Annotated in this window: 19 protein-coding genes and 1 pseudogene; 8 read left to right on the plus strand and 12 right to left on the minus strand. The window is 68.6% G+C overall.

Features of this window, described 5'->3' with window-relative positions; translation table 11 throughout:
• The first annotated feature begins 87 nt into the window (after positions 1-87).
• Positions 88-1,047, plus strand: coding sequence for an RNA polymerase sigma factor SigJ (gene sigJ, locus GVY39_RS21415; protein ID WP_236565579.1), 960 nt, complete (start codon positions 88-90; stop codon positions 1,045-1,047).
• On the opposite strand, the gene ald is transcribed toward sigJ, so the two are convergent.
• Both ald and GVY39_RS21425 read right to left on the minus strand, forming a co-directional pair.
• On the minus strand, positions 1,048-2,157 hold the full coding sequence (gene ald / locus GVY39_RS21420) for an alanine dehydrogenase (protein ID WP_159927311.1): 1,110 nt from the start codon (positions 2,155-2,157) through the stop codon (positions 1,048-1,050).
• A 105-nt stretch (positions 2,158-2,262) separates the two neighbouring features.
• Entirely contained in the window at positions 2,263-3,066 is an 804-nt protein-coding gene (locus GVY39_RS21425; RefSeq protein WP_159927313.1) for an MBL fold metallo-hydrolase, read from the minus strand.
• A gap of 71 nt (positions 3,067-3,137) precedes the next feature.
• Between GVY39_RS21425 and GVY39_RS21430 the strand changes: the two genes are divergently transcribed.
• From GVY39_RS21430 to GVY39_RS21440, 3 genes are all read left to right on the plus strand, one after another.
• Positions 3,138-4,094: a GlxA family transcriptional regulator gene (locus tag GVY39_RS21430; protein ID WP_159927315.1), complete on the plus strand. Its 957-nt coding sequence runs from the start codon at positions 3,138-3,140 to the stop codon at positions 4,092-4,094.
• Between the two features lie 2 nt (positions 4,095-4,096).
• Positions 4,097-4,612 carry a gamma carbonic anhydrase family protein gene (locus tag GVY39_RS21435; protein ID WP_159927317.1) on the plus strand — a complete coding sequence of 172 codons (516 nt, stop codon included), beginning with the start codon at positions 4,097-4,099 and terminating at the stop codon, positions 4,610-4,612.
• Positions 4,613-4,779: 167 nt separating this feature from the next.
• The gene (locus GVY39_RS21440; protein WP_040776207.1) at positions 4,780-4,965 is read left to right on the plus strand and encodes a hypothetical protein; all 186 of its coding nucleotides are present in this window, start codon (positions 4,780-4,782) and stop codon (positions 4,963-4,965) included.
• Between the two features lie 25 nt (positions 4,966-4,990).
• Here GVY39_RS21440 and GVY39_RS21445 read toward each other — a convergent pair whose 3' ends face one another.
• A complete protein-coding gene (locus tag GVY39_RS21445) occupies positions 4,991-5,983 on the minus strand; it encodes a GAF domain-containing protein (protein WP_159927319.1) in 993 nt (330 codons plus the stop codon).
• Positions 5,984-6,109: 126 nt separating this feature from the next.
• The gene (locus GVY39_RS21450) at positions 6,110-6,922 is read right to left on the minus strand and encodes an SDR family oxidoreductase (RefSeq protein ID WP_159927321.1); all 813 of its coding nucleotides are present in this window, start codon (positions 6,920-6,922) and stop codon (positions 6,110-6,112) included.
• 241 nt (positions 6,923-7,163) lie between these two features.
• Here GVY39_RS21450 and GVY39_RS21455 point away from each other — a divergent pair, with 241 nt between their 5' ends.
• Complete coding sequence (locus tag GVY39_RS21455) at positions 7,164-7,769, plus strand: TetR/AcrR family transcriptional regulator (protein WP_159927323.1); 606 nt, start codon at positions 7,164-7,166, stop codon at positions 7,767-7,769.
• 1,215 nt (positions 7,770-8,984) lie between these two features.
• Here the strand turns inward: GVY39_RS21455 and GVY39_RS35315 are convergent.
• A pseudogene (locus tag GVY39_RS35315) lies at positions 8,985-9,554 on the minus strand (N-6 DNA methylase); the annotation flags it as partial.
• A 182-nt stretch (positions 9,555-9,736) separates the two neighbouring features.
• On the opposite strand from GVY39_RS35315, the gene GVY39_RS21465 reads away from it, so the two are divergent.
• Positions 9,737-10,423, plus strand: a complete 687-nt coding sequence (locus GVY39_RS21465; protein ID WP_159927327.1) for a nitroreductase — start codon at positions 9,737-9,739, stop codon at positions 10,421-10,423.
• A 139-nt stretch (positions 10,424-10,562) separates the two neighbouring features.
• Here GVY39_RS21465 and GVY39_RS21470 read toward each other — a convergent pair whose 3' ends face one another.
• The gene (locus GVY39_RS21470) at positions 10,563-11,318 is read right to left on the minus strand and encodes an SDR family oxidoreductase (protein WP_236565580.1); all 756 of its coding nucleotides are present in this window, start codon (positions 11,316-11,318) and stop codon (positions 10,563-10,565) included.
• Between the two features lie 188 nt (positions 11,319-11,506).
• On the minus strand, positions 11,507-11,989 hold the full coding sequence (locus GVY39_RS21475) for a helix-turn-helix domain-containing protein (RefSeq protein ID WP_159927330.1): 483 nt from the start codon (positions 11,987-11,989) through the stop codon (positions 11,507-11,509).
• 309 nt (positions 11,990-12,298) lie between these two features.
• Here GVY39_RS21475 and GVY39_RS21480 point away from each other — a divergent pair, with 309 nt between their 5' ends.
• Both GVY39_RS21480 and GVY39_RS21485 read left to right on the plus strand, forming a co-directional pair.
• The gene (locus GVY39_RS21480) at positions 12,299-13,666 is read left to right on the plus strand and encodes a cytochrome P450 (protein ID WP_159927332.1); all 1,368 of its coding nucleotides are present in this window, start codon (positions 12,299-12,301) and stop codon (positions 13,664-13,666) included.
• A gap of 128 nt (positions 13,667-13,794) precedes the next feature.
• Positions 13,795-14,751: a hypothetical protein gene (locus tag GVY39_RS21485; RefSeq protein WP_159927334.1), complete on the plus strand. Its 957-nt coding sequence runs from the start codon at positions 13,795-13,797 to the stop codon at positions 14,749-14,751.
• A gap of 120 nt (positions 14,752-14,871) precedes the next feature.
• Here GVY39_RS21485 and GVY39_RS21490 read toward each other — a convergent pair whose 3' ends face one another.
• The 5 genes from GVY39_RS21490 to GVY39_RS21510 all read right to left on the minus strand — a co-directional run bounded on the left by GVY39_RS21490 (position 14,872) and on the right by GVY39_RS21510 (position 20,485).
• Entirely contained in the window at positions 14,872-16,305 is a 1,434-nt protein-coding gene (locus tag GVY39_RS21490) for an acyl-CoA carboxylase subunit beta (protein ID WP_159927336.1), read from the minus strand.
• A gap of 121 nt (positions 16,306-16,426) precedes the next feature.
• Positions 16,427-17,677 (minus strand): KasA/KasB family beta-ketoacyl-ACP synthase, encoded by a 1,251-nt coding sequence (locus GVY39_RS21495; protein ID WP_159927338.1) that lies wholly within the window; start codon positions 17,675-17,677, stop codon positions 16,427-16,429.
• 10 nt (positions 17,678-17,687) lie between these two features.
• A complete protein-coding gene (gene acpM, locus GVY39_RS21500) occupies positions 17,688-17,987 on the minus strand; it encodes a meromycolate extension acyl carrier protein AcpM (RefSeq protein ID WP_014982996.1) in 300 nt (99 codons plus the stop codon).
• 120 nt (positions 17,988-18,107) lie between these two features.
• Complete coding sequence (locus tag GVY39_RS21505; RefSeq protein ID WP_159927340.1) at positions 18,108-19,022, minus strand: ACP S-malonyltransferase; 915 nt, start codon at positions 19,020-19,022, stop codon at positions 18,108-18,110.
• A 128-nt stretch (positions 19,023-19,150) separates the two neighbouring features.
• Positions 19,151-20,485, minus strand: a complete 1,335-nt coding sequence (locus GVY39_RS21510) for a CdaR family transcriptional regulator (protein WP_236565581.1) — start codon at positions 20,483-20,485, stop codon at positions 19,151-19,153.
• Positions 20,486-20,496: the final 11 nt, after the last annotated feature.

Raw genomic sequence — 20,496 nt, forward strand, 5'->3', positions numbered from 1 at the left:
TCACACTCGGTGCCCCTGCGTCGTCGACCTGGTGACGCATCCATGAACTCGCCCCGGCGGGGGCCGAACGACGAACGGCGAACAGCAGTGACTTCCGAGCAGCCCTCCTCCGAGCCCATCGACCAGGCCGAGCTGGCCAGGCGGTTCGAGGAGCACCGGCCCTATCTGCGCAGGCTCGCCTACAGCACCTTGGGCAGCCTCAGCGACGCCGACGACGTGGTGCAGGAGGCGTGGTTGCGGTTGCAGCGCCAGTACGAGGCGGGCGCCGCCGGTGAGATCGACAACCTGCGGGCGTGGCTGTCCACGGTGACCGGCCGTCTCGCCCTCGACCACCTCGGCTCCGCGCGCGTGCGCCGCGAACAGTACGTGGGCGAATGGCTGCCGGAGCCGGAGGTGACCAGCTGGGAGGACCCCGCCGACCGGATCACCCAGGACGAGCGGGTCACCACAGCCCTGCTGGTCGTGCTCGAGTCGCTCTCCCCTGCCGAGCGCACCGCGTTCGTGCTCCAGGACGTCTTCGGCATGAGCGGCCCGGAGGTCGCCGAAGTGGTCGGCCGCACCCCGGCCGCCGTCCGCCAGCTCGCTTCGCGGGCGCGCAAGCACGTCGAGAACGGCACCCCGCGTTTCCCCGCGTCCCCCGACGAGCAGAAGAGGGTGGTGTCGGCCTTCGCGCTGGCCTGGCGCTCCGGCGATCTCGGCGCTCTGCTCGGCGTCCTCGACTCGGACGCGAGCCTGACCGCCGACGGCGGCGGCAAGGTGCCCGCGATCCGGCAGCCCGTGCACGGCGCCGAACTCGTGGCCAAGCTGCTGCTCGGCTGGTACCACGCGCCGTCGGCTGTGGGCGGGTGGGGCCGCGCGGTGCTGGTCAACGGCCAGCCGGGGCTGGTGGTCTTCGACGGCACCCACACCGGCGTCTTCTCCTTCACCGTCGACGACGGCCACATCGTCGCCATCGACGTGGTCCGTAACCCGGACAAGTTGCGCGACCTGCCCACCACCGGTGAGCCCGACTGGTATCTGGGCGAGGGACGCACCGAACAGGAGTAGTCAGCCCGCGACGCCGAGCGGTCTGGAATAGCCGTGCGCGGCGGCTACTTCGCCGGAAAGCAGTCGCCCGGCGTCCGCGGTGAGCCCGTGGGCGAGATCGGGGCGCGCGGCGCACGCCTCCTGCCAGCCGAGACCAGCGATCGCCCGCACGTAGGGAAGGGTCGCGTTGGTGAGCGCGATCGTCGAGGTGTGCGGTACCGCGCCCGGCATATTGGCGACGCAGTAGAACAGCGCGTCCGCCACCCGGAAAGTCGGATTCGCGTGCGTCGTCGGGTGCGCGGAGGCGAAGCAGCCACCCTGGTCGATGGAGATGTCCACCAGCACCGCGCCGGGGCGCATGCCCGCGACGAGCTCGTCGGAGACCAGTTTCGGCGCTCGCGCGCCCGGTACCAGCACCGCGCCGATCACCAGGTCGGCCGACAGCACCGCGCGCCGGATCTCCGTGGTGTTCGACGCGACGGTGGTGACCCGACCGTCGAAGCGGGCGTCGAGTTCGCGTAACCGGCGAAGGTCGGTGTCCAGCACGCTGACGCGCGCGCCCATGCCCACGGCCACCGCGGCCGCGTTCGAGCCCGCGACGCCGCCGCCGAGCACGACCACCTCCGCCGGGCGCACGCCGGGGACGCCACCGGGCAGCAGTCCGGCGCCGCCGAGCGGAGCCATCAGGTGATAGGCGCCGACCTGGGCGCCCAGCTTGCCCGCGATCTCGCTCATGGGGGCCAGCAGCGGCAGCGACCCGTCGGCGGCACGGACCATCTCGTAGGCGATGGCGGTGATCCCCGACCGCAACACGGCATCGGTGCATTCGCGCGAAGCCGCCAAGTGCAGGAAGGTGAACAGCACCTGCCCATGGCGCATCCGCGGATACTCCTGCGCGATCGGTTCCTTCACCTTCAACACCAGCTCCGCTTCCCGCCACACCTGGTCGGCGTCCGGGACCAAGCGGGCCCCCACCGCGGCGTAATCGACGTCGGGAAACCCCGATCCGATGCCCGCGCCCGCCTGTACCACAACCTCGTGTCCGTGCCCGGCCAGCTCCCCGGCGCCCGCCGGAGTCAGGGCTACCCGGAACTCTTGCTCCTTGACCTCCCGTGGTACTCCGATCCTCATACCGCCATCGTGGCCCCGCCGACGTGCCGACGCCACGAGCGACGCGCCGGTCGCGCATGACGACCATCCGCGTCCGCTCTTCGAGCCGGTTTCTCGGCACGTTGCTCAGCTGAGCGTGGCACCGCGCTCGGCCGACTGCGGTCTCACGGCGGCCGCCCGTCCCAAGGGCGGGATGCGCAGTTGATCCCCGCGACCGGCGTAGCGGAATATCCGGCTGAGATGGTCGAGCGACTCACTGAAGTGCGCCCAGCCCTCGCCGTGCACCGGCACGATCAGGGCGTCGCCGAGCACCTCGGCGGCCAGCAGCGCGGTGCGCGCGTTCAACGTGAGGTCGGCGTCGCCGAAGTGGCCGATGTTCGCGGCGCCCACGTTGAGCACCGCGACATCGATGCGCCCGATTCGCTCGGCGATCCGCCGCACCACGTCGACGGAGGCGTTGTCACCCGAGACGTACACCGTCGGCTCTCCTTCGGCCCGCAGCACGAACCCGGTGACGAATCCGGTGAACGGTTCGCAGCCCTCGGGGCCGTGCAGGGCGGGCACGCCGGTCACCTGCACTCCGCGCACCGTCACGGTCTCCCAGTTCTGCAGTCCGCGCACGCCCTCGATGCGAGTCGCGGCGCCGGGCGTGGACAGTACGGTCGGCACGGTACGGAGGAATTCCCGGCCGGAGCTGTCCAGGTTGTCGGGGTGTTCGTCGTGGGAGAGCAGCACGACGTCCACCGGGCCGAGTTCTCGCGGCGACACTGCGGGGCCGACAAGTTTGTGCAGCGTGACGCGCCCCGGGTAGTCGCCGGGCTCGTCGAAGGTGGGGTCGGTCAGCCAAGTGCGCCCCGCGTAGCGCAACCGCAGCGTCGGCCCGCCGACGTGCAGGACTTCGAGGGCGGTGGTTTCGATCGTGTCGCTCATGTCGTCGATCCTGTCCGGCCCGCGCACCGGTCAACAGTGGCCCGGGAGCCGCTTATCGTTAAGATCGGGCCATGCGCACGGTAGCCGTCTTCGCGTTCGACGGGATCAGTCCCTTCCATTTGTCGGTGCCCAGCCTGGTTTTCGGGCGGATAGGAATCGACGGGTCCGCGCCGTATCAGGTAGACGTGTGCGCCGAGCGGCCCGGGAATTACAGCACTCCAGCCGGTTTCGACATCAATGTCCGGCACGGACTCGACACGCTGGCCCGCGCCGACACGATCGTGATCCCGAGCTGGCGGCCCGGAACGCGACTGTCCGCCGAAGTGCGCGCCGCGCTGCGCACCGCCCACGCCGGCGGCGCCAGGATCGTCGGGCTGTGCCTCGGCTCGTGGGCGGTGGCCGCCAGCGGGCTGGCCGACGGGCGCGAGGTGACAACGCACTGGGCCGCCGCCGCCGAACTGGCCCGCGCGTTCCCGGCGGTCCGCGTCCGCGCCGACACGCTGTGGACGGACCTGGGCGATGTCGTGACGTCGGCGGGCGTGGCCGCGGCCCTGGACTGCTGCCTGCACCTGGTCCGCGGCGATCTGGGCAGCAAAGCGGCCACCGAGCTGGCCCGAGCGCTGGTCACCGCCCCGCACCGCAGCGGATCGCAGGCACAGTACATCCCGGTCGCGGTCCCCGACGCCGCCGAGGACGATCCGATCGAACGCGCCATGGTGGGGGCGCGAACCCGTCTCGGCGACCCGATCGACCTGGACAGCTGGGCGCGGGTCGCACTCATGTCGCGGCGCACGTTCACCCGCCGCTTCCGCGACCGCACCGGCAGCAGCCCGCAACAGTGGCTGCTGCTCCAGCGCACCGACCGGGCGCGGCTATTGCTCGAATCCACCGCCGACACCGTGGAACGCATCGCCGTCGACACCGGGTTCGGCACGGCGGTGAGCCTGCGCCACCACTTCCACCGCCTCCTCGGCACCAGCCCGGCCGCCCACCGCGCCGGCTTCCAGGGGGCGCGGTTAAGTTCGTGACCATGCGGATTCAGCTGGGCGACTATGCGCCGGATATCGAGGACAGCGCGTGGCTCGCGCCGAACGCCACCGTGATCGGCCGCGTGCGGCTCGGGGCCGAGGTCAGCGTCTGGTACAGCGCCGTACTGCGCGGTGACCTGGAGACGATCGAGGTCGGCGCGCGCAGCAATATCCAGGACGGCTGCGTGCTGCATGCCGACCCCGGCTTCCCCCTGACCGTTGGCGCGGGAGTCTCGGTAGGACACAACGCGATCCTGCACGGGTGCACCATCGGCGACGACGTGCTCGTCGGCATGGGCGCCACCGTCCTCAACGGCGCCGTGGTCGGGCCGGGCAGCCTGATCGCGGCCAACGCACTGATCCCGGAGGGCGCGCGGATTCCGCCCGGCTCACTCGTGGCGGGCGTACCGGGCAAGGTACGCCGAGAGCTGCGCGCCGAGGAACAAGATCGCATTCGCCTGAATGCGTCTGTCTACCTAGCAAATACAGCTCAACATCGCACGGCAAATGAGGTGTGATACCGGACACACTGATCAAGTGTCCAGTAAGGTTCGCTGATAGCATTCAGCCAGCGTGCCCGGCGACCCGGGCTCTCCTGTCGACACGGTTGTCGTGCGACTTGTAGCGCAGTGGTGAACCCACCCGGGTCGGTGGGCGGGTGAGCGTGCAGGCAGGAGGTATCACGGTGTCGTACGTGCAGTCGGGTGTGCATCGGCCCAAGGGCCGGATCAGCGTGGCCGACATCGCGGCCCAACCCGGTGGAGTCGAGGCACTCCAGCGCCGGGTACATGAATTACGTTCCCGCGGCGTGGATTTCGCCGCGAACGCGATCGAGAAGGAAATGGCCGAGCTGGATCTGCCGCGCCAATGACTTCGCCTGCCACGGTCACGGCGGTTCACTCCGCGGTGACCGTGGCCAATCCGGCCGTGGTGTGCTGATCCAGCGCCATCAACGCGGCCCGTATTCGTACCGGTTGCCAACCACCGTCGATCCGGCGCAGGCGCACCGTTCCCTCGGTGCGATGCCGCGCCAGCTCTCGCGACATGGCCTTCGCGGCCTCCAGATCGTCCGGGTGGATCTGCGGTCTCGGCTGCTGCGGCAGATCCTCCCAGGCGATGTCCGGCATCGGCGCGCCGATCCACCGGATCAACCGCAACGACCGCAGATTGACGATCGCGCGGTACTCGCCGGGTTCGGTGGCGGCTTCCAGCACCGTGTACTCCAGGATCGTCGGCGGCGGCGCGGCGGCGACCGCGGTGGCCGCGCCGATGTCCTGCGTCACGCCGCGCAGGAGCACGTGACGCACGCCGGTGTCATCCGGCTCGACGACGATCCGGCAGGCGAAATGCCCGGCGCGCAGCGCGGCGTCGTCCCGACGGATAATCCAGACCGCCTGGTGCTCGGTGCCCGGCGCCGAGTTGACGATCTTGGCCAGCGCCTCGCTCTCGTCGCGGTTGGTGACCAGCCGGGTGAACGCACTGGCGATGGCCAGCTCGGCGGCCCGGTTCTCGGGCGCGACACCGTACAGGTCCAGCAGGTCGACGCTGCGCACCGAGCGGTTGGTCGTGAGGTCGAAATACCACGCGCCCATCGGGTCCGCGGCCAGGACGGGCTCCCGCACCGGACCCACCCACAGTCGAACGGCATGCGCCTGCCGCGGCGTGATGAGCAGCGGCTCGGCCCGCACCGTGCGCCGCCCGTCGTCGGAGACCTGTGCGACCGGCACACCGGTCGCACACGCCTGCCACAGCGCCGACTCCGCGTCGGCGAGCGACAGCGGGTTGCGCAGGATGTTGGCCAGCGGCACGAACGACTTCGGTGTGGACCCCAAGGCGATCACGCGTCCGGGACTACCGGAGAAACACTCGAGCAGAATCCATTTCGTCACCGAGCGGGCCTCCACGGCCCGCCGCCGGTGCGGCGCGACGCCTCACCCGTCCACCATAACGTGAGATACGTTCTGACAGTTCTCATTTCGCCATTTCCCATCTCTGACCGCGTACCCTGAGAGCGGTCAGGACCGGAATACCATGTCCAGCACCTTCTCGTGGTACGACCCGGCGATTCTTGTGACCAGGTCCACAACGACGGCGTCCAGTCCGACGAGGACCTTCGCCTCGCCGCGGGCGGCGCCGCGCAGAATGGTCCGCGCCGCCGCGGCCGGGCTCATCCGCGCCACCTGTCCTTCGAACCGGCGCACCACCTGCGCCGCGTCGACGCCCGGCGCGACCCTCGCCGACCGGGCGATCCCGGTGAGCACCCCGCCGGGATACACCCCGGTGACCCGCACGGTGCCGCCCGCCGCCCGCATGTCCTGGCGCAGCGAGTCGGTGAAGCCGCGCACGGCGAACTTGGCCGCGGTGTAGGGTGCGTGCCGCGCCACGGCCACCAACCCGAACGCCGACGAGATGTTGACGACATGCGCGCGTTCGGCAGCCAGCAGATGCGGCAGGAACGCCTTCGTTCCGTTGACCACACCCCAGAAGTCGACGGCCATCACCTCTTCGAAGTCGCTGAACGGCGACTCCAGCACGCTGCCGACGTGCAGGATGCCCGCGTTGTTGAACAGCGCCTCGACCCGCCCGAACCGCGCGACGGTCCGCTCCGCGTACGCGAACACGGCCGCGCGGTCGGTGACGTCCACCGCGCTCACCGCGGGCTCCCGGCCCGCGGCCGCGCACAGCCTCCCGGTCTCGGCGACGGCCTCCGCCGACTTGTCCGACAGCGCCAGCCACGCCCCCGCGCCGGCCAGCGCCACTGCCAATTCCCGGCCGATACCCGACCCCGCTCCGGTGACCGCCACGACGCGATCCGCGAAATATCCCATGGCTCAACCCCTTTCCGCATCGGCCGACGATGCGGCCGACACCGACCACAGGCTGCCCAGTTTATTCTGGACACGCGACCTACTGTGCGGGATCACGCGGTCGGGCGATGCCCGGTCACGCTCGGCCTACCCAATGAAATAATGAACGTCCCGTCCGCACCCGTCGCGATGCCGCGCCCACCGGCCACGGCCCGGCCACCGCGCCGAAACCACTGGAGATCCTGTGCCTTCCATCTCGCCCATGCTGCAACGCATCCTGGAGAAACCGGTCGCCGACGGCGAGAAGCTCCTGGAAAGCGCACTCTCGGCCTTCCTCGACTTCGGCATCAAGCGGACCAGTATGGGTGAGATCGCGCGCCGCGCGGGGATCAGCCCCGCCACGCTGTACCGGCGCTACGAATCCAAGAACGACCTCGTCGAGGCGGTCAGCGTCCGGGAGGCCCAGCGTTTCGTCGCCGCGATCGAGAAGCAGGTGCACACCGTCTCCGGCAACGACGATCAGCTGGTCGAGATCTTCGTCGCGTTCATCAGCGCCATCGCGGGCAACGAACTGCTGCGCAGGCTGCTGCGCACCGAGCCGGACCTGATCCTGCCCCGGCTGACCACCGAAGCGGGGCCGATCCTCGCCGTCGGCCGCGACTACCTGGCCGAGAAGCTGCGCGAGCTACGAGATGCCGGTGGCACGCACGATTTCGACGCCGACCTGGTCGCCGAGATCATGGCCCGGCTGGCGCTGTCGCTCGCGCTCACGCCCGACGGGCTGATCCCGGTGAGCGATCGAAGCGCCGCCCGCGACTTCGCCCGCCGCACCCTGCTGCCGATGGTCGGCGTCCAGGTCAGCGCGTAATCGGACGCCGAACGCCGCGGCCACGCGGTCGTCCAGCTCGGCTTGCGCCGCCGGATCGGGCATACGACCCTCGACGAACTCGCCCACCAAGTCGATCACGGCCCCCGACCGGGCTGCCGCGGGGTCGGGCACCGGCAGCCGCGACACGTACTGAGTGATCCAGCGCCGCCTGCCCGAGTACAACCGATTGCCGCAGACCGCGTCGTAGAACCGCAACCCGAGCGCCGAATTCGCCACACCCATCAGCAGATACGCCAAGCGTGTGGCCTCGGCTGGCACACCGGCCAGGTCCGGTAGCGAGATCCAATAGCAGTCGCCGTTGACCACGGCCCCCGAACTGTCCAGCGCGAAACGCGGACGGTCGCTGATGTCCGGAAAGACCAGCTTCGGCTCGCGCCACAGGTGCGGGCGCTGCGGAACCCAGATCTCGTACCAATCGCGACCGCTCTCCACGACGTAGCGTCGTCCGGCCAGCGTCTCCCGATGCGACAGCAGGTACGCGGCGGCGGCGGGAAATTCGGCGAGGTCGATGGGTGTGCGGCGCGTCCTGTCCAGGTCGTAGGGATACAGCACGCGAACGTCGCGGGCGCGGTTGGCCCGCCACGGCGTCAGATCGTGGTGGGTGATCAGATCGAGCAGCAATTCCGGTTCGGGGCACGGATCGGCGTCGGCCCAGCCGTCGGAGATGAACACGCGGTCGGCGGTGGTCTTGATGCCGACCCGGATGCGCGCCACGTCACCGAAGTCGCGCCAGGTCGCCGCCGCGATCCGCGTCAACCAGGAATCGATCGCCTCGTGCGACATCCGCCACGCGATGTCCGGTTCGCGCGCCACGCCCCGCTGTGTCCGGCGTTCCGCGGCTGACTCCGGCTGTCCGTCGTGCGCTGCCGCACCGCTCGAACTCTCGCCGCTGATCCGGTCGCCCCCGGCATGATCGAGGGGCGGCGGTGACTGGCGTCCGGTCACCAAACTGCCGACCTCGATGACGAAGGTCCGCCCGTTGTACTCGACTATCGAGCCGTACGGGTCTGCCAGCGCCTCGAAAAGCGTCTTCTCACCGGGTATCGCGCCACCGGCCTCGTAGGCGGAGACGTAGCGGCAGCCGTCGTGGTGGCTCGCGCGCCGCGCGATGGTGATCGCGGGCAGGACAGCGGCGGTGAACAACCTGGTGTCCCCCAGGTCGTACAGCTCGAGCGGAGCAAGGTCGGTCAGCAGCAGTCGCCGGATGTTCGCGCCGGCCTTGGTGGTCAGGAATCGGTTGGCGCACAACAGGCCGAGCACGCCTCGGGCGGCCAGCAACCGGGGCAGCGTCGCGACGAACGGATGCGTCAGGTCGATCCGCCCGCGCAGGCCGAACCGCTTGCTCAGCAACCGCGCGGTCGATCCGCCCAGCTGCTGGGTGCGCACGTACGGCGGGTTGGTGATCACCGCGTCGAACGAGCCGTCGGCGAGCTGGGCCTCGACCGCGAGGAAGTCGGCCCTGCGCCAGTGCGCGGCGATCCCCGCCGCGCCGGCACGCTCGCGCGCGACCGCGAGCGCGCGGGCGTCCAGGTCGTAGCCGGTCAGCACCAGCCGGGCGCCCGGGAACCGTGCCGCGGCCTCGTGCCGCACCGCGAACAGCAGCTCGCCGTCGCCGCACGCCGGATCGAGCACGCGCAGGACGCCGGTCTTCGAAACCTCCACATGGCGCAGCAGCCGCTGCGCGAGAAACCGGGCCAGCACCGGCGGCGTGTAATGCCTGCCGTGCCGTTTGCGGTCCCGCGCGGCGGGGGCTTCGGACGCCATATCGGGATTCTGCCTCGTCCGAGCCGCGCGGATCGTGCAACGCGAACAACCGGCTTCCCGCTGAGCGCGTCGCGGTCGGCTCGCCCGTCCTCGGCGATCGGCGTGCGCCTCCCGGCTTTCGCACCGGAGTGTTCGATGCTAGCGTCTGGTCTCGAAATAAGACTGCCAAAGGAGGCGGGGGAATGACAGTGACGACCGACGAGTTCACGGCGCTGACCCGGGTGCTCGACCAGCGGTGGACGTGCAGGCAATTCCGCGGGCAGCCCGTCGAGCGCGACACGGTCCGCGCCCTGCTGCGGCTGGCCCAGCGGACGCCGTCGTGGTGCAACACCCAGCCCTGGCAGGTCGTGGTGACCGAAGGCACCGGAACCGATCGCTTCCGGAAGGAACTGCTCGAACACATCGCCACCGCCACGCCCGCACCGGATTTCGCGTTTCCGGCGCAATACACCGGTGTCTACCGGGACCGCAGGCGGGAATGCGGCAAGCAACTGTATGAAAGCGTCGGCATAGCCAAAGGCGATCACGGGAAGACCATGCGGCAAGCCGTGCGGAACTTCGAACTCTTCGACGCGCCGCACGTGGCGATCGTGACCAGCGAAGCGGACCTGGGCGTCTACGGGGCGGTGGACTGCGGCCTCTATATCGGCAGTTTCCTCCTGGGCGCACAGGCCCTGGGCCTCGGCGCGGCGCCGCAGGCCGCACTGGCTACCTACTCCCCGTTCATCCGGGACTACTTCGGCATTCCCGATCACCGCAAAATAGTTTGCGGCATCTCCTTCGGCTACCCGGATACGGATCACCCGGTCAACAGTTTCCGCACCGCTCGCGCCGAGCCCGACGAGGTCGCCACCTGGTTCGCCGAGTGACGCCCCGAACCGCAGTCTCGACCACCTCCGAGCAGTAACCACCTGCTCGGAGGTGGCAGAGCAACCCACTTACGACGCACCGCCCGGCCGAACCCGAACCGAATCGGCGGGGCGCTGCACGCCGACCTCGGCGTTCGTGTCACCAGGGCAGCACACCGTATTCGTCGCCCGCCGGAGCGCCCCAACGGTATCCCCACAACTGCCCGCTCGGTCCGCCCGCCGGCAGAGTCGCGAGGTGGACGACCACCTCGGCGCCCTGCGCCGCAGCGCGAAAACCGGTGTTGCCGTTGAGATCGGTCGCACAGTAACCGGGGTTCGCCGCATTCACCTTGATCGGTGTATCCCACAGTTCCTTGGCATACATCGCGGTCACCATGGTGAGGGCGGTCTTCGAGGAGGGATACGCGATCGAAGCCATCGGCCACATGGGCCCGTCGGGATCCATCATCAAGGCCAGTGAGCCGACCTCGCTGGACACGTTGACGATACGACCGGCGTCCGCGCGGCGCAGTAGGGGCAGCATCGCATTCGTCACGGCCACGACGCCGAACACGTTGGTTTCGTACACCTCTCGCAGGATCGACAGCGCGGTGGACGAGGGCTTGCCGTCCCCGTCGAGTCGCCCCGCGATGCCCGCGTTGTTCACCAAGATGTCGAGTTCGCCGAACTCCTCCTCGATCCACGCCGCCGCTCGCGCGACCGAATCGGCGTCGGCGACGTCCAGTTGAACGAAGCGGGCGTCTGCCCCCTCGGCGTTCAGCTTGTCCGCGGCCGTGGTGCCGCGGGCGTTGTCCCTCGCCCCGACCAGCACGGTCGCGCCACGGGCGGCGAGCTGTCGAGCGGTTTCGTATCCGATGCCCTTGTTGGCGCCGGTGATCAGTGCTGTCGTCGTCACACCACGAGATTGGCAGCTGCCGATCCGGCCGGGGAGGACCGATTTGTACCACCCTCGGGCGCTGGCCGTGCGCCAGAATGTCCTCATGCCGAATCGAGCCGAGCTGGCCGCCTTTCTGCGCACGCGGCGCAGTCGGCTGCGGCCCTCGGATGTCGGGCTTCCTGACGTGGGCGCCCGGCGCACACCCTTCAGCGCGTGCTGCCCGCAGCCTTCGCACCGGTGGCGTCGAGCAGACCCGGACCCGGCTCCGGGGTGACATCGCGGGCGGTGAGTTCCTCTCCACACAAATCGCACTCGAGGCGTACATGTGCCTCGCCCGCACAGTCGCGGTGCCGGTAGCGCACCGGAGGTCCCTCGGGCGCCATGTAGGTGTCGCCCCAATCGCGGATGGCCAGCAGAATCGGGTAGATGTCGTGCCCCTTGGGAGTGAGGCGGTATTCCTCGTGTGCCCCCACGGCAGCCTTCTGCTTGACGAGGATGCCATTGTCGATCAGCCGGTCCAGCCGATCCTGCAACCTGCTGCGCGAGATACCCAGTGCGCTCTGGAACGCGTTGAACCTGCGGATGCCGGAGAAGCATGACTTGAGAATCAACAGAGTCCAGCGATCACCGAAGATCACGAGTGGGCGCGTGATCGAGCACGGCACATCGGCCAGTTCTTCGTAGCGCACCTCCCGATGCTACCGACCGCTCCCCCGCCCGCGCCCCGTGAAACCTCACTACCGCTGGGGGTGGGTGACCGGAGGTTTGCCACCACCGGGAAGCAGCGCGGCATCAGCGGTCGGACCCGAGTCCCGTTGACTCCCCGAGCGATGACGGCGGCGACTTGCGACCGACAGCCTGGTATGTGATCCATATCACGAACCATCTGGTCGGAAAGCGCCGTTGTGCGTATGCTGACGATTCGCCGAGAACGGGTGCCGCTCACGAGGTGCCGCCCCTCGGGCGCAGTGCCGGCAAGAAAGAACGAGTGCCACCTGATGAAGCGATCCGCTGCTCCCGTGATTCCGACCGCGCCGGGTGCGCTGCCTCTTATCGGCCACAGTCTGGCGCTGCTACGACAACCGTGGACATTCCTCGAGTCGTTGTCCGCCCTCGACAGTGGTTTGGTCCGGGTACGGATCGGTCCGATGGCTACCGCAGTTGTGGTGTGCGATCCGGTTCTCACCCAGCAGGTGCTGCGTAACGACCGCGTCTTCGACAAGGGCGGCCCATTGTTCGAAGTCGCTCGGCATGTCGTGGGCGACAACGTGATCACCGCCTCGCACGACGCGCACCGACGGCAACGCCGCCTGATTCAGCCTGCCTTTCATCGCGGGCGCCTACCTGGCTACGCAACCGCGATGTCCAGGGAGATCGATGCGGTGACCGGTCGATGGCGCGACGGTGAAACCATCGACGTACTGTCCGAGATGTTGCACATCACGCTTCGCAGTTTCCTGGCGGCGATGTTTTCCGAGAGTTTGACACCCGCTGCACTCGACCATGCACTGTCGGATGTCACGACGATCGTCACAGGCCTTTACCGGCAGATGTTACTTCCACGGCCACTCGATGAACTCCCGACTCGGCGCAATCTCCGTTATCACCGCGCGCGTGCCGGCCTGCGCCGGCTCGTCGATCGGATCGTCGACAAGCGGCTCGACGAGGGCGCCGACCACGGTGACCTGCTGTCGAGCCTGATCGCGGCACATGGGGGCGCTGCTCGGTGCGATAGGGACTCGCTGCACGATCAGTTGACTGCCTTTTTCATCGCGGGATCGGAAACAACCGCGAGCGTCCTGGCCTGGGCGTTGTACCTGTTGTCCCGGCACCCCGCTACCTGGCGAGCTGTGCAGCTGGAAGCAGACCGGGTATCGCTGGATGGCCATATGCGATACGGCCACGCAAGCGAGCTGACGACGACGCGCCGGGTGCTGGCCGAGACCATGCGGCTCTACCCGCCGGGGTGGCTGTTCACACGGACTGTGACCACCGAAACACTGCTCGGGGGATACCGGTTGGCTCCCGGCACCGCAGTGGTCTACAGCCCGTACCTCCTGCACCGCCTCCCCACCATGTTCCGCGAGCCGTCCCGATTCGATCCGGATCGCTGGAATGCCGATCCCGGACTCGACGACTGCCCCTCCTACATCCCATTCGGTGCCGGCGCCCGACGTTGCGCGGGTGAACACTTCGCGCTCGCCGAAGCCACGCTCACACTCGCCACAATCGCCCGCCGATGGCAGCTGCTGCCGTCTTCGATGCGGCCGGTCCGACCCGCCGTGGCCATGGCGCTGCGACCGCGCGCGTTTCGCCTCCGGGTAATGGCCCGAACTCACGCCGAGAGCGGTGTAGCGCAGTCATGATCGGATGCACACCCACCGGTCGGCACGACAACACCGTGGATGTCGACAGCCGACTCCGTCGTCTCCCCCCGATCGCCGTCTTCTGCCCGATCGAATCCGCGGTACATCCGCAGGCCGGCGAGCTCGAAATGGCGTCGATGCAGTGGCTGGCCGGCTTCGACCACCTCGGGGGCGCCGAGTACCGGCGCCGCCTGCTCGCCACGAGATCGGCCGAGTTCGCCGCACGTGTGGCGCCCCACGGCATCCTCGACAGACTGCAGATCGCGGCGGACTGGGACTACTGGGGATTCGCATTCGATGATCGCAGCGACGACGGTGCCCTCGCGAGGGATCTCGCGGGCTTCGTTGCTTATACACATCGGCTTATGCGATTGCTGGAGACGCCCGATCCCCGAACCCGCGAGACAGATCCGACGCTGGCGGCCATCGTCGATCTCTCGACACGGTTCTCGGCACAGGTCACCCACGCCCAGCATCGACGTTGGGTCGACGCGCATCGCAGCTGGTTGTTCGGGGTGACCGCCCAGATCGCGGCGGCAGGCGTACCGGATCTCGATCGGTATTTGACGATCCGCTTGAACAATGCCGCAGGCGAGGTGGTCACGGTGATGACCGAACTGGTGACCGGCTACGAGATTCCCGACTCGGAATACAGTCACCCCACGATCCGAGCACTGTCCGAAATGGCCAGGCTGATAGCGGCGTTGGATAACGACCTGCACTCCTTCGCCAAGACCGTAGTTATGGGCGAAGCCAACCGGCAGAACATCATAGAGGTCCTCGCCGCGCAAGACGGGTGTTCGAGTGGGTCTGCTGTCTCACGCGCGATCTCGCTGCGGGACCGAATCATGTGCCGATTCCTCACGCTGAGCGCGCGAGCAGGGGAGTTCAGCGTCGATACCCGCCAATATATCCGGGATCTCGGGCATGTCATACGCGGGAACATCGACTGGGCGCTGACCGTGCCGCGGTACATCGTCGACGGTCAGGCGGTGTCGGAGTTCTTCTCCGTCATCGATACGCCTGCCGATGGCTCAGTCCAAGCGCCTGGGATACCTTGCATCGACTGGTGGTGGCAGCTGTAACGCCTTCAACGCGCATCGCGCCCATCCCTCGAAAACGACACGGTCGCCGCAGCCCCTCGAATAGAAGCGTTGCGGCGACCGCGTGAACCAAGCGTGCCGGAGCCCGCTTCGATGGTTCGATCAGAGCGGGATGTTCTTGTGGTGGCTGGCGCGGGCCGGGGCCGCGGCGAGCGCCGCGGCGATGGTGCTGCGGGTCTTCGCCGGGTCGATGACCTGGTCGACGACACCGATCGCGATGGCGCGCTCCACGCCGCCCGCGATGCGCTCGTGTTCGGCGGTGAGCCGCTCGTGCAGCGCCTCGCGCTCCTCCTCCGGCGCGGCCGCGAGGGCCTTCTTGTGCAGGATGCCGACCGCGGCCTTGGCGCCCATGACGGCCACTTCCGAACCGGGCCACGCGTAGACAGCCGTCGCACCGAGCGAGCGAGCGTTCATCGCGATGTAGGCGCCACCGTAGATCTTGCGGGTGACCAGGGTGACCCGCGGAACGCGCGCCTCGGCGAACGCGTGCAGCAGTTTCGCGCCGCGCCGGACGACGCCTTCCCACTCCTGGCCGACACCGGGCAGGTAGCCCGGGACGTCGGTGATCACGATCAGCGGAATGCCGAACGCGTCGCACAACCGCACGAAACGTGCCGCCTTCTCGGCGCTTTCGGAGTTCAGGCAGCCGCCCAGGCGGATCGGGTTGTTCGCCAGCACGCCGACCGTGCGGCCGCCGAGACGGCCCAGACCGGTGACGATGCTGCGGGCGTACAGCCCCTGCAACTCCTCGAACGACGACTCGCCGTCGACGTTGTCGAGCAGTTCGTGGATGATCGGCTTCACGTCGTAGGCGCGCTTGGCCGATTCCGGCAGCAGAGCCTTCAGGTCCATGTCGCCGTGCTCGGCCGCCACCAGGTCGAATTCGCCCTGCTCGGCGAACATCGACACCAGGCGGCGCGCGCGGTGCAGCGCGTCGGCCTCGTCGTGGGCCACGATGTGGGTGACGCCGGACTTCTTGCCGTGCGTCTCGGGACCGCCCAGGGTGGCCATGTCGACCTGCTCGCCGGTCACGCTGCGGACCACGTCGGGTCCGGTCACGAAGACGCGGCCTTCCGGAGCCATGATCACGATGTCGGTCAGCGCCGGACCGTAGGCGGCGCCACCGGCGGCGAAGCCGAGCACCACGGAGATCTGCGGAACCAGGCCGGACGCGCGGACCATGGCCTCGAAGACCAGGCCGACCGCGTGCAGCGCCTCGACGCCCTCGGCCAAGCGAGCGCCACCGGAGTGCCACAGCCCGACCACCGGGACGCCGGAATCGATCGCGGTGTCGATCGCGTCGACGATGTGCTTGCAGCCCTCCACGCCCATCGCGCCGCCCATGACGGTGGCGTCGGAGCAGTAGGCCACGGTGCGGACGCCGTCCACCTCGCCGATGGCAGCGAGCACGCCGGACTTGTCACGCGGGTGCAGCGGAAGGATGGTCCCGGGATCGAAGAAACGCTGGAGTCGGCCGAGCGGATCGCGCGGGTCGGTTGCCGTCTCTTGATGCAACGCGGGAGCGATGATTGTCATCGCGTGGTCTCCTCAACCTCAAAAAGTGGGCCGCTGGCGCGGCTGCGTAAGTCGAACCACGGCGGGGCCGGGCCAGTTCGATGGCCGACCCCGCCGGGATCGTGTGCAGTCGATCGCGCGGCTATGCCCGACCGAAGGCGAGCGCCACATTGTGCCCACCGAATCCGAAGGAGTTGTTGATCGCGTACTCGATCTCCTGGCGGCGGGCTTCGCCCTTCACCACGTCGAGATCGATCTCCGGATCCTGGTTCTCCAGGTTCAGCGTCGGCGGAACGATGCCGTCGCGGATGCTCATCACAGTCAGCACGGACTCCAGGGCGCCGACGGCGCCGATCGAGTGGCCGAGCGCCGACTTGGGCGCGTACACCGAGGCATGGTTGCCCACGGCCTTGGTGATCGCATTCGCCTCGGCGGTGTCGCCGATCGGCGTCGCGGTCGCGTGCGCGTTGATGTGCGTGATGTCCTTCTTGGTCAGACCCGCGGACTGCATCGCCCTGGTCATCGCCCGCGCCGCGCCGTCTCCCGTGGGATCGGGCGCGACGAGGTGGAAGCCGTCGGAGGTGATGCCCGCACCGAGCAGTCGCGCGTGGATGGTCGCGCCCCTGGCCTTGGCGTGCTCTTCGGTCTCGATGACCATGAGCGCGCCCGCTTCGCCGAAGACGAAGCCGTCGCGATCCTTGTCGAAGGGACGCGAAGCGCCCTTCGGATCGTCGTTGCGGGTGCTCATCGCGCGCATCATGGTGAACGCCGCGATCGGCACCGCATCGATGAAGCCTTCGACGCCACCGGTGACGACGATGTCGGCGTCACCCATGACGATCATGCGCCAGGCATTGGCGATGGCCTCGGAGCCGGACGAGCATGCCGAGACCGGAGTGACCACTCCTGCCCTGGCCTTCAGTTCGAGACCGACAACGGCCGACGGGCCGTTCGGCATGACCATCTGCACAGCCAACGGCGAAATCTTGCGATAGCCGCCGTTCTTCAGCTTGTCCACCGAATCGATGAGGGCGTCGCCGCCTCCCAATCCGGTGCCGATGGCCACACCCAGCCGCTCCGGGTCGACTTCGGGGCTGCCCGCGTTCCGCCAGACTTCGCGACCGAGCACGGTCGCGAGCTGCTCGACGTAGGCCATGCGCCGACATTCGACACGAGACAGCAGAGTGTCGGGCCGGACCTTCAGATGACCGCCGATGCGGACCGGAAGATCGTATTCCTCGACGAAGGAATCCTCGAGAACGTCGATGCCGCTCTCGCCGTTGAGGAGTCCCTTCCACGTCGCATCGACGTCACCCGCGATCGACGTGGTCGCCGCAAGGCTGGTTACGACGACGTTGGGGAAATTCCCGTTCAAGGTGGAAGGAGTGGTCACAGTTTCGGCCCTACTCGGCGTCGAACTTGGCCTTGAGCTCGGCCGCCGCGTCCGCGTTCTCGGCCTCGAGCTTCTGGATGTAGGCGACGGCGTCGCCAACCGTCTTCAGGCTGGCCAGATCCTCGTCGGGGATCTTCACGCCGTACTTGTCCTCGGTCTGAACCGCGATCTCGACCATGGACAGCGAGTCGATGTCCAGGTCATCGACGAAGGACTTCTCGATCGTCACCTCGGAGGGCTCGATGCCGGTCACCTCTTCGATGATCTTGCCGAGTTCCTCGACGATTTGTTCCTGGGTCAGAGCGGCCACTTCGTGGCTCCCTTCTTGTTACTTTGTAGGGCTCTACTGGTTTTTTTCGGATCGAGGGCGGTAATAGTTACCGACTCTCGGTCACGACCTCGCATCTGCATGCATGGCCGCGGAGGAAAGCTAGCCGGATACGGTCAACTCAGCCAACGCGGGGAGGTCTTGCGGGGTCTTCAGGGCCAGCGTGGGCGTGCCCTTCAGCTCCCGCTTCGCGATACCGACGAGGGTGCCCGCCAGCGGCAGTTCGGCCACCGCCGAGACGCCGGCCCGCCGGACGGTCTCGGTGCACAGATCCCAGCGAACAGGCCGGGTGACCTGGGCGGCGAGCTTGTCGATCGCGTCCTGTCCGGACGCGACCGGCTTGCCGTCGAAGTTCGACAGCAGGGTCCTGGTCGGCTCGTTCGGCGTGATCTTCGTTATGGCATCGGTCACAGCATCCTGCGCCGGCGCCATGAACGCCGTGTGGAACGCGCCCGCGACGGGCAACGCCCGGACCCGGGCCTTCTCCGGGGGATTCGCGGCGAGCTCGGCCAGAGCGTCCAACCGGCCCGCGGCCACGATCTGACCCACCGCGTTGCGGTTGGCCGGAACGAGGTCGAGTTCGGTGAGCCGTTCGAGCACGGCGGCCTCGTCGCCGCCGAGCACCGCGGACATACCGGTCGGCTCCAGTGCACACGCCTTGGCCATCTCCGCGCCGCGGATGGCGGCCAGTCGGACCGCGTCGTCGGCGGAGATGACTCCGGCGACCGCCGCGGCGGCGAGTTCACCGACCGAGTGTCCGGCGACGATGGTAGCGGCGGGAAGCGTCTCCGGCGAGATCTCCGCGAACGCGAGCAGCGCCGCGGCGACCACCAGCGGCTGGGTGACGGCGGTGTCGGTGATCTCCTCGGCCGTCGCGGTGGTGCCGAGACGGACCAGGTCCAGGCCGGAGGCCTTGGACCACAGCGTCAGGCGCTCATTCGCGCCGGGAAGGTCGAGCCAGGGCGCGAGCATGCCGGGTGTCTGAGAGCCCTGTCCAGGGGCGAACAACGCGATCACGCCTCTAAGAAAACACTGTGAGGCGGGCCGCACGAGATGTCGACGCGGATGAAGGTTCGGAGGCGCTTTTGTGGGGGTCCCACAAAAGTCCACGTGGGCTGTCCGAATCGACCGATTCCACGGATGCGTTACAAGCCCTCGGGACCCAACGCGACCGGAGTGGCTTCTGGGGCAGGAGTCGACGATTCGTTACGGGTTCGTGTCAAACGACCCACTGTGGCGGCGATCCGGAGCACATAAGCGTCCCGCGGATTCATCGGATCACGGCCGGTGATCTCGGCGATTCGCTTGAGGCGATACCGGACCGTATTTGGATGGACGTACAGCTGACGCGCACACGTCTCGACGGCTCCACCGCAGTCCAGATAGGCATCCAGAGTGTCCGCCAGCGACGACCCCGCCGCGGCCAACGGTAGGACAAGGTACTCGTTCAGCGCGTCGATCGCAGCTCGATCGCCCAACAAAGCGCGTTCCGGGAGCAACTCCGCCGCGTGCACCGGTCGCGGCGCCCCGCGCCAGCCCACCACGGCCTCCATCCCGGCCAGCGCTTCCACCGCGCTGGCGTGGGCGGCGCCCAGTGTGCGGGTGGTCGGCCCGATCACCACCGGCCCGTCCGAGAACACCTCGCCGAGCAGATCGGCCAGGAACGGGGAGACATGCGACGGCTCGCCCAGATGGCCGGACACGACCATCACCAATCTGGTCCCCTGCACCACCGCCAAGGCGGCGCGACCGTGCCGCGCGGCGATCGAGTGCACCGCGCCCACCGACGAGACGCCCTGCTCCCCGGGGGGCGTGCCCACCAGCACTGTCGCGGGCGCGGTGGCATCCCAGTTCAGGGTGGCGGCCCGCGACAACATGTCCGGCCCCGTGTCGCCGCGCACCACGGCGTCGACGACGAGCGCCTCCAGCCGGGTGTCCCACGCCCCGCGCGACTCCGCGGCGCTGGCGTACACCGAGGCGGCGGCGAAACCGAGCTCGCGCCCGTAACGCAGTACCGCCTCGGTGAGGGCGACCAGCTGCCGGTCGTTGCGCGCGAGCGCGGGCAGCCACTGCTCGAAGAACTCCATCGCCACGCGGACCATGTCCACGGTCTGGCGCAGCGTCAGCCGCGGGGCCAAGTCCTGCGGGATCACCTGGAAGGCGTCCAGGCTGAACCGGATGTCACTGTCCGGGTCCTGGAGCCATTCCAGGAAGTTCACCACCGCGGTCTGCACCAGCATCTGCACGCCGGCCCGCTGCGCGGCGTCCAGATCGGCGAAGAAGGGCAACCGATCCTGCATCGACCCCACCGCCTCGGTGGAGAGGCGGCCGGAGAACTGCTTCACACGTTTGAGCAGCGTGTCCGGGAGAGGGTCGCGCGTCTGCCGGTTCGGGGAGAGCGCGCCCGTCGGCAGATACACCTCGTGCTCGGAAGAGCCCTCGGAGATCCGTCGCGGCCGCGGCGGTTTACGATCCACCATCCAATATTCCG

It is taken from the genome of Nocardia sp. CY15 (genome assembly GCF_009829295.1).
GTDB lineage: Bacteria > Actinomycetota > Actinomycetes > Mycobacteriales > Mycobacteriaceae > Nocardia > Nocardia sputi.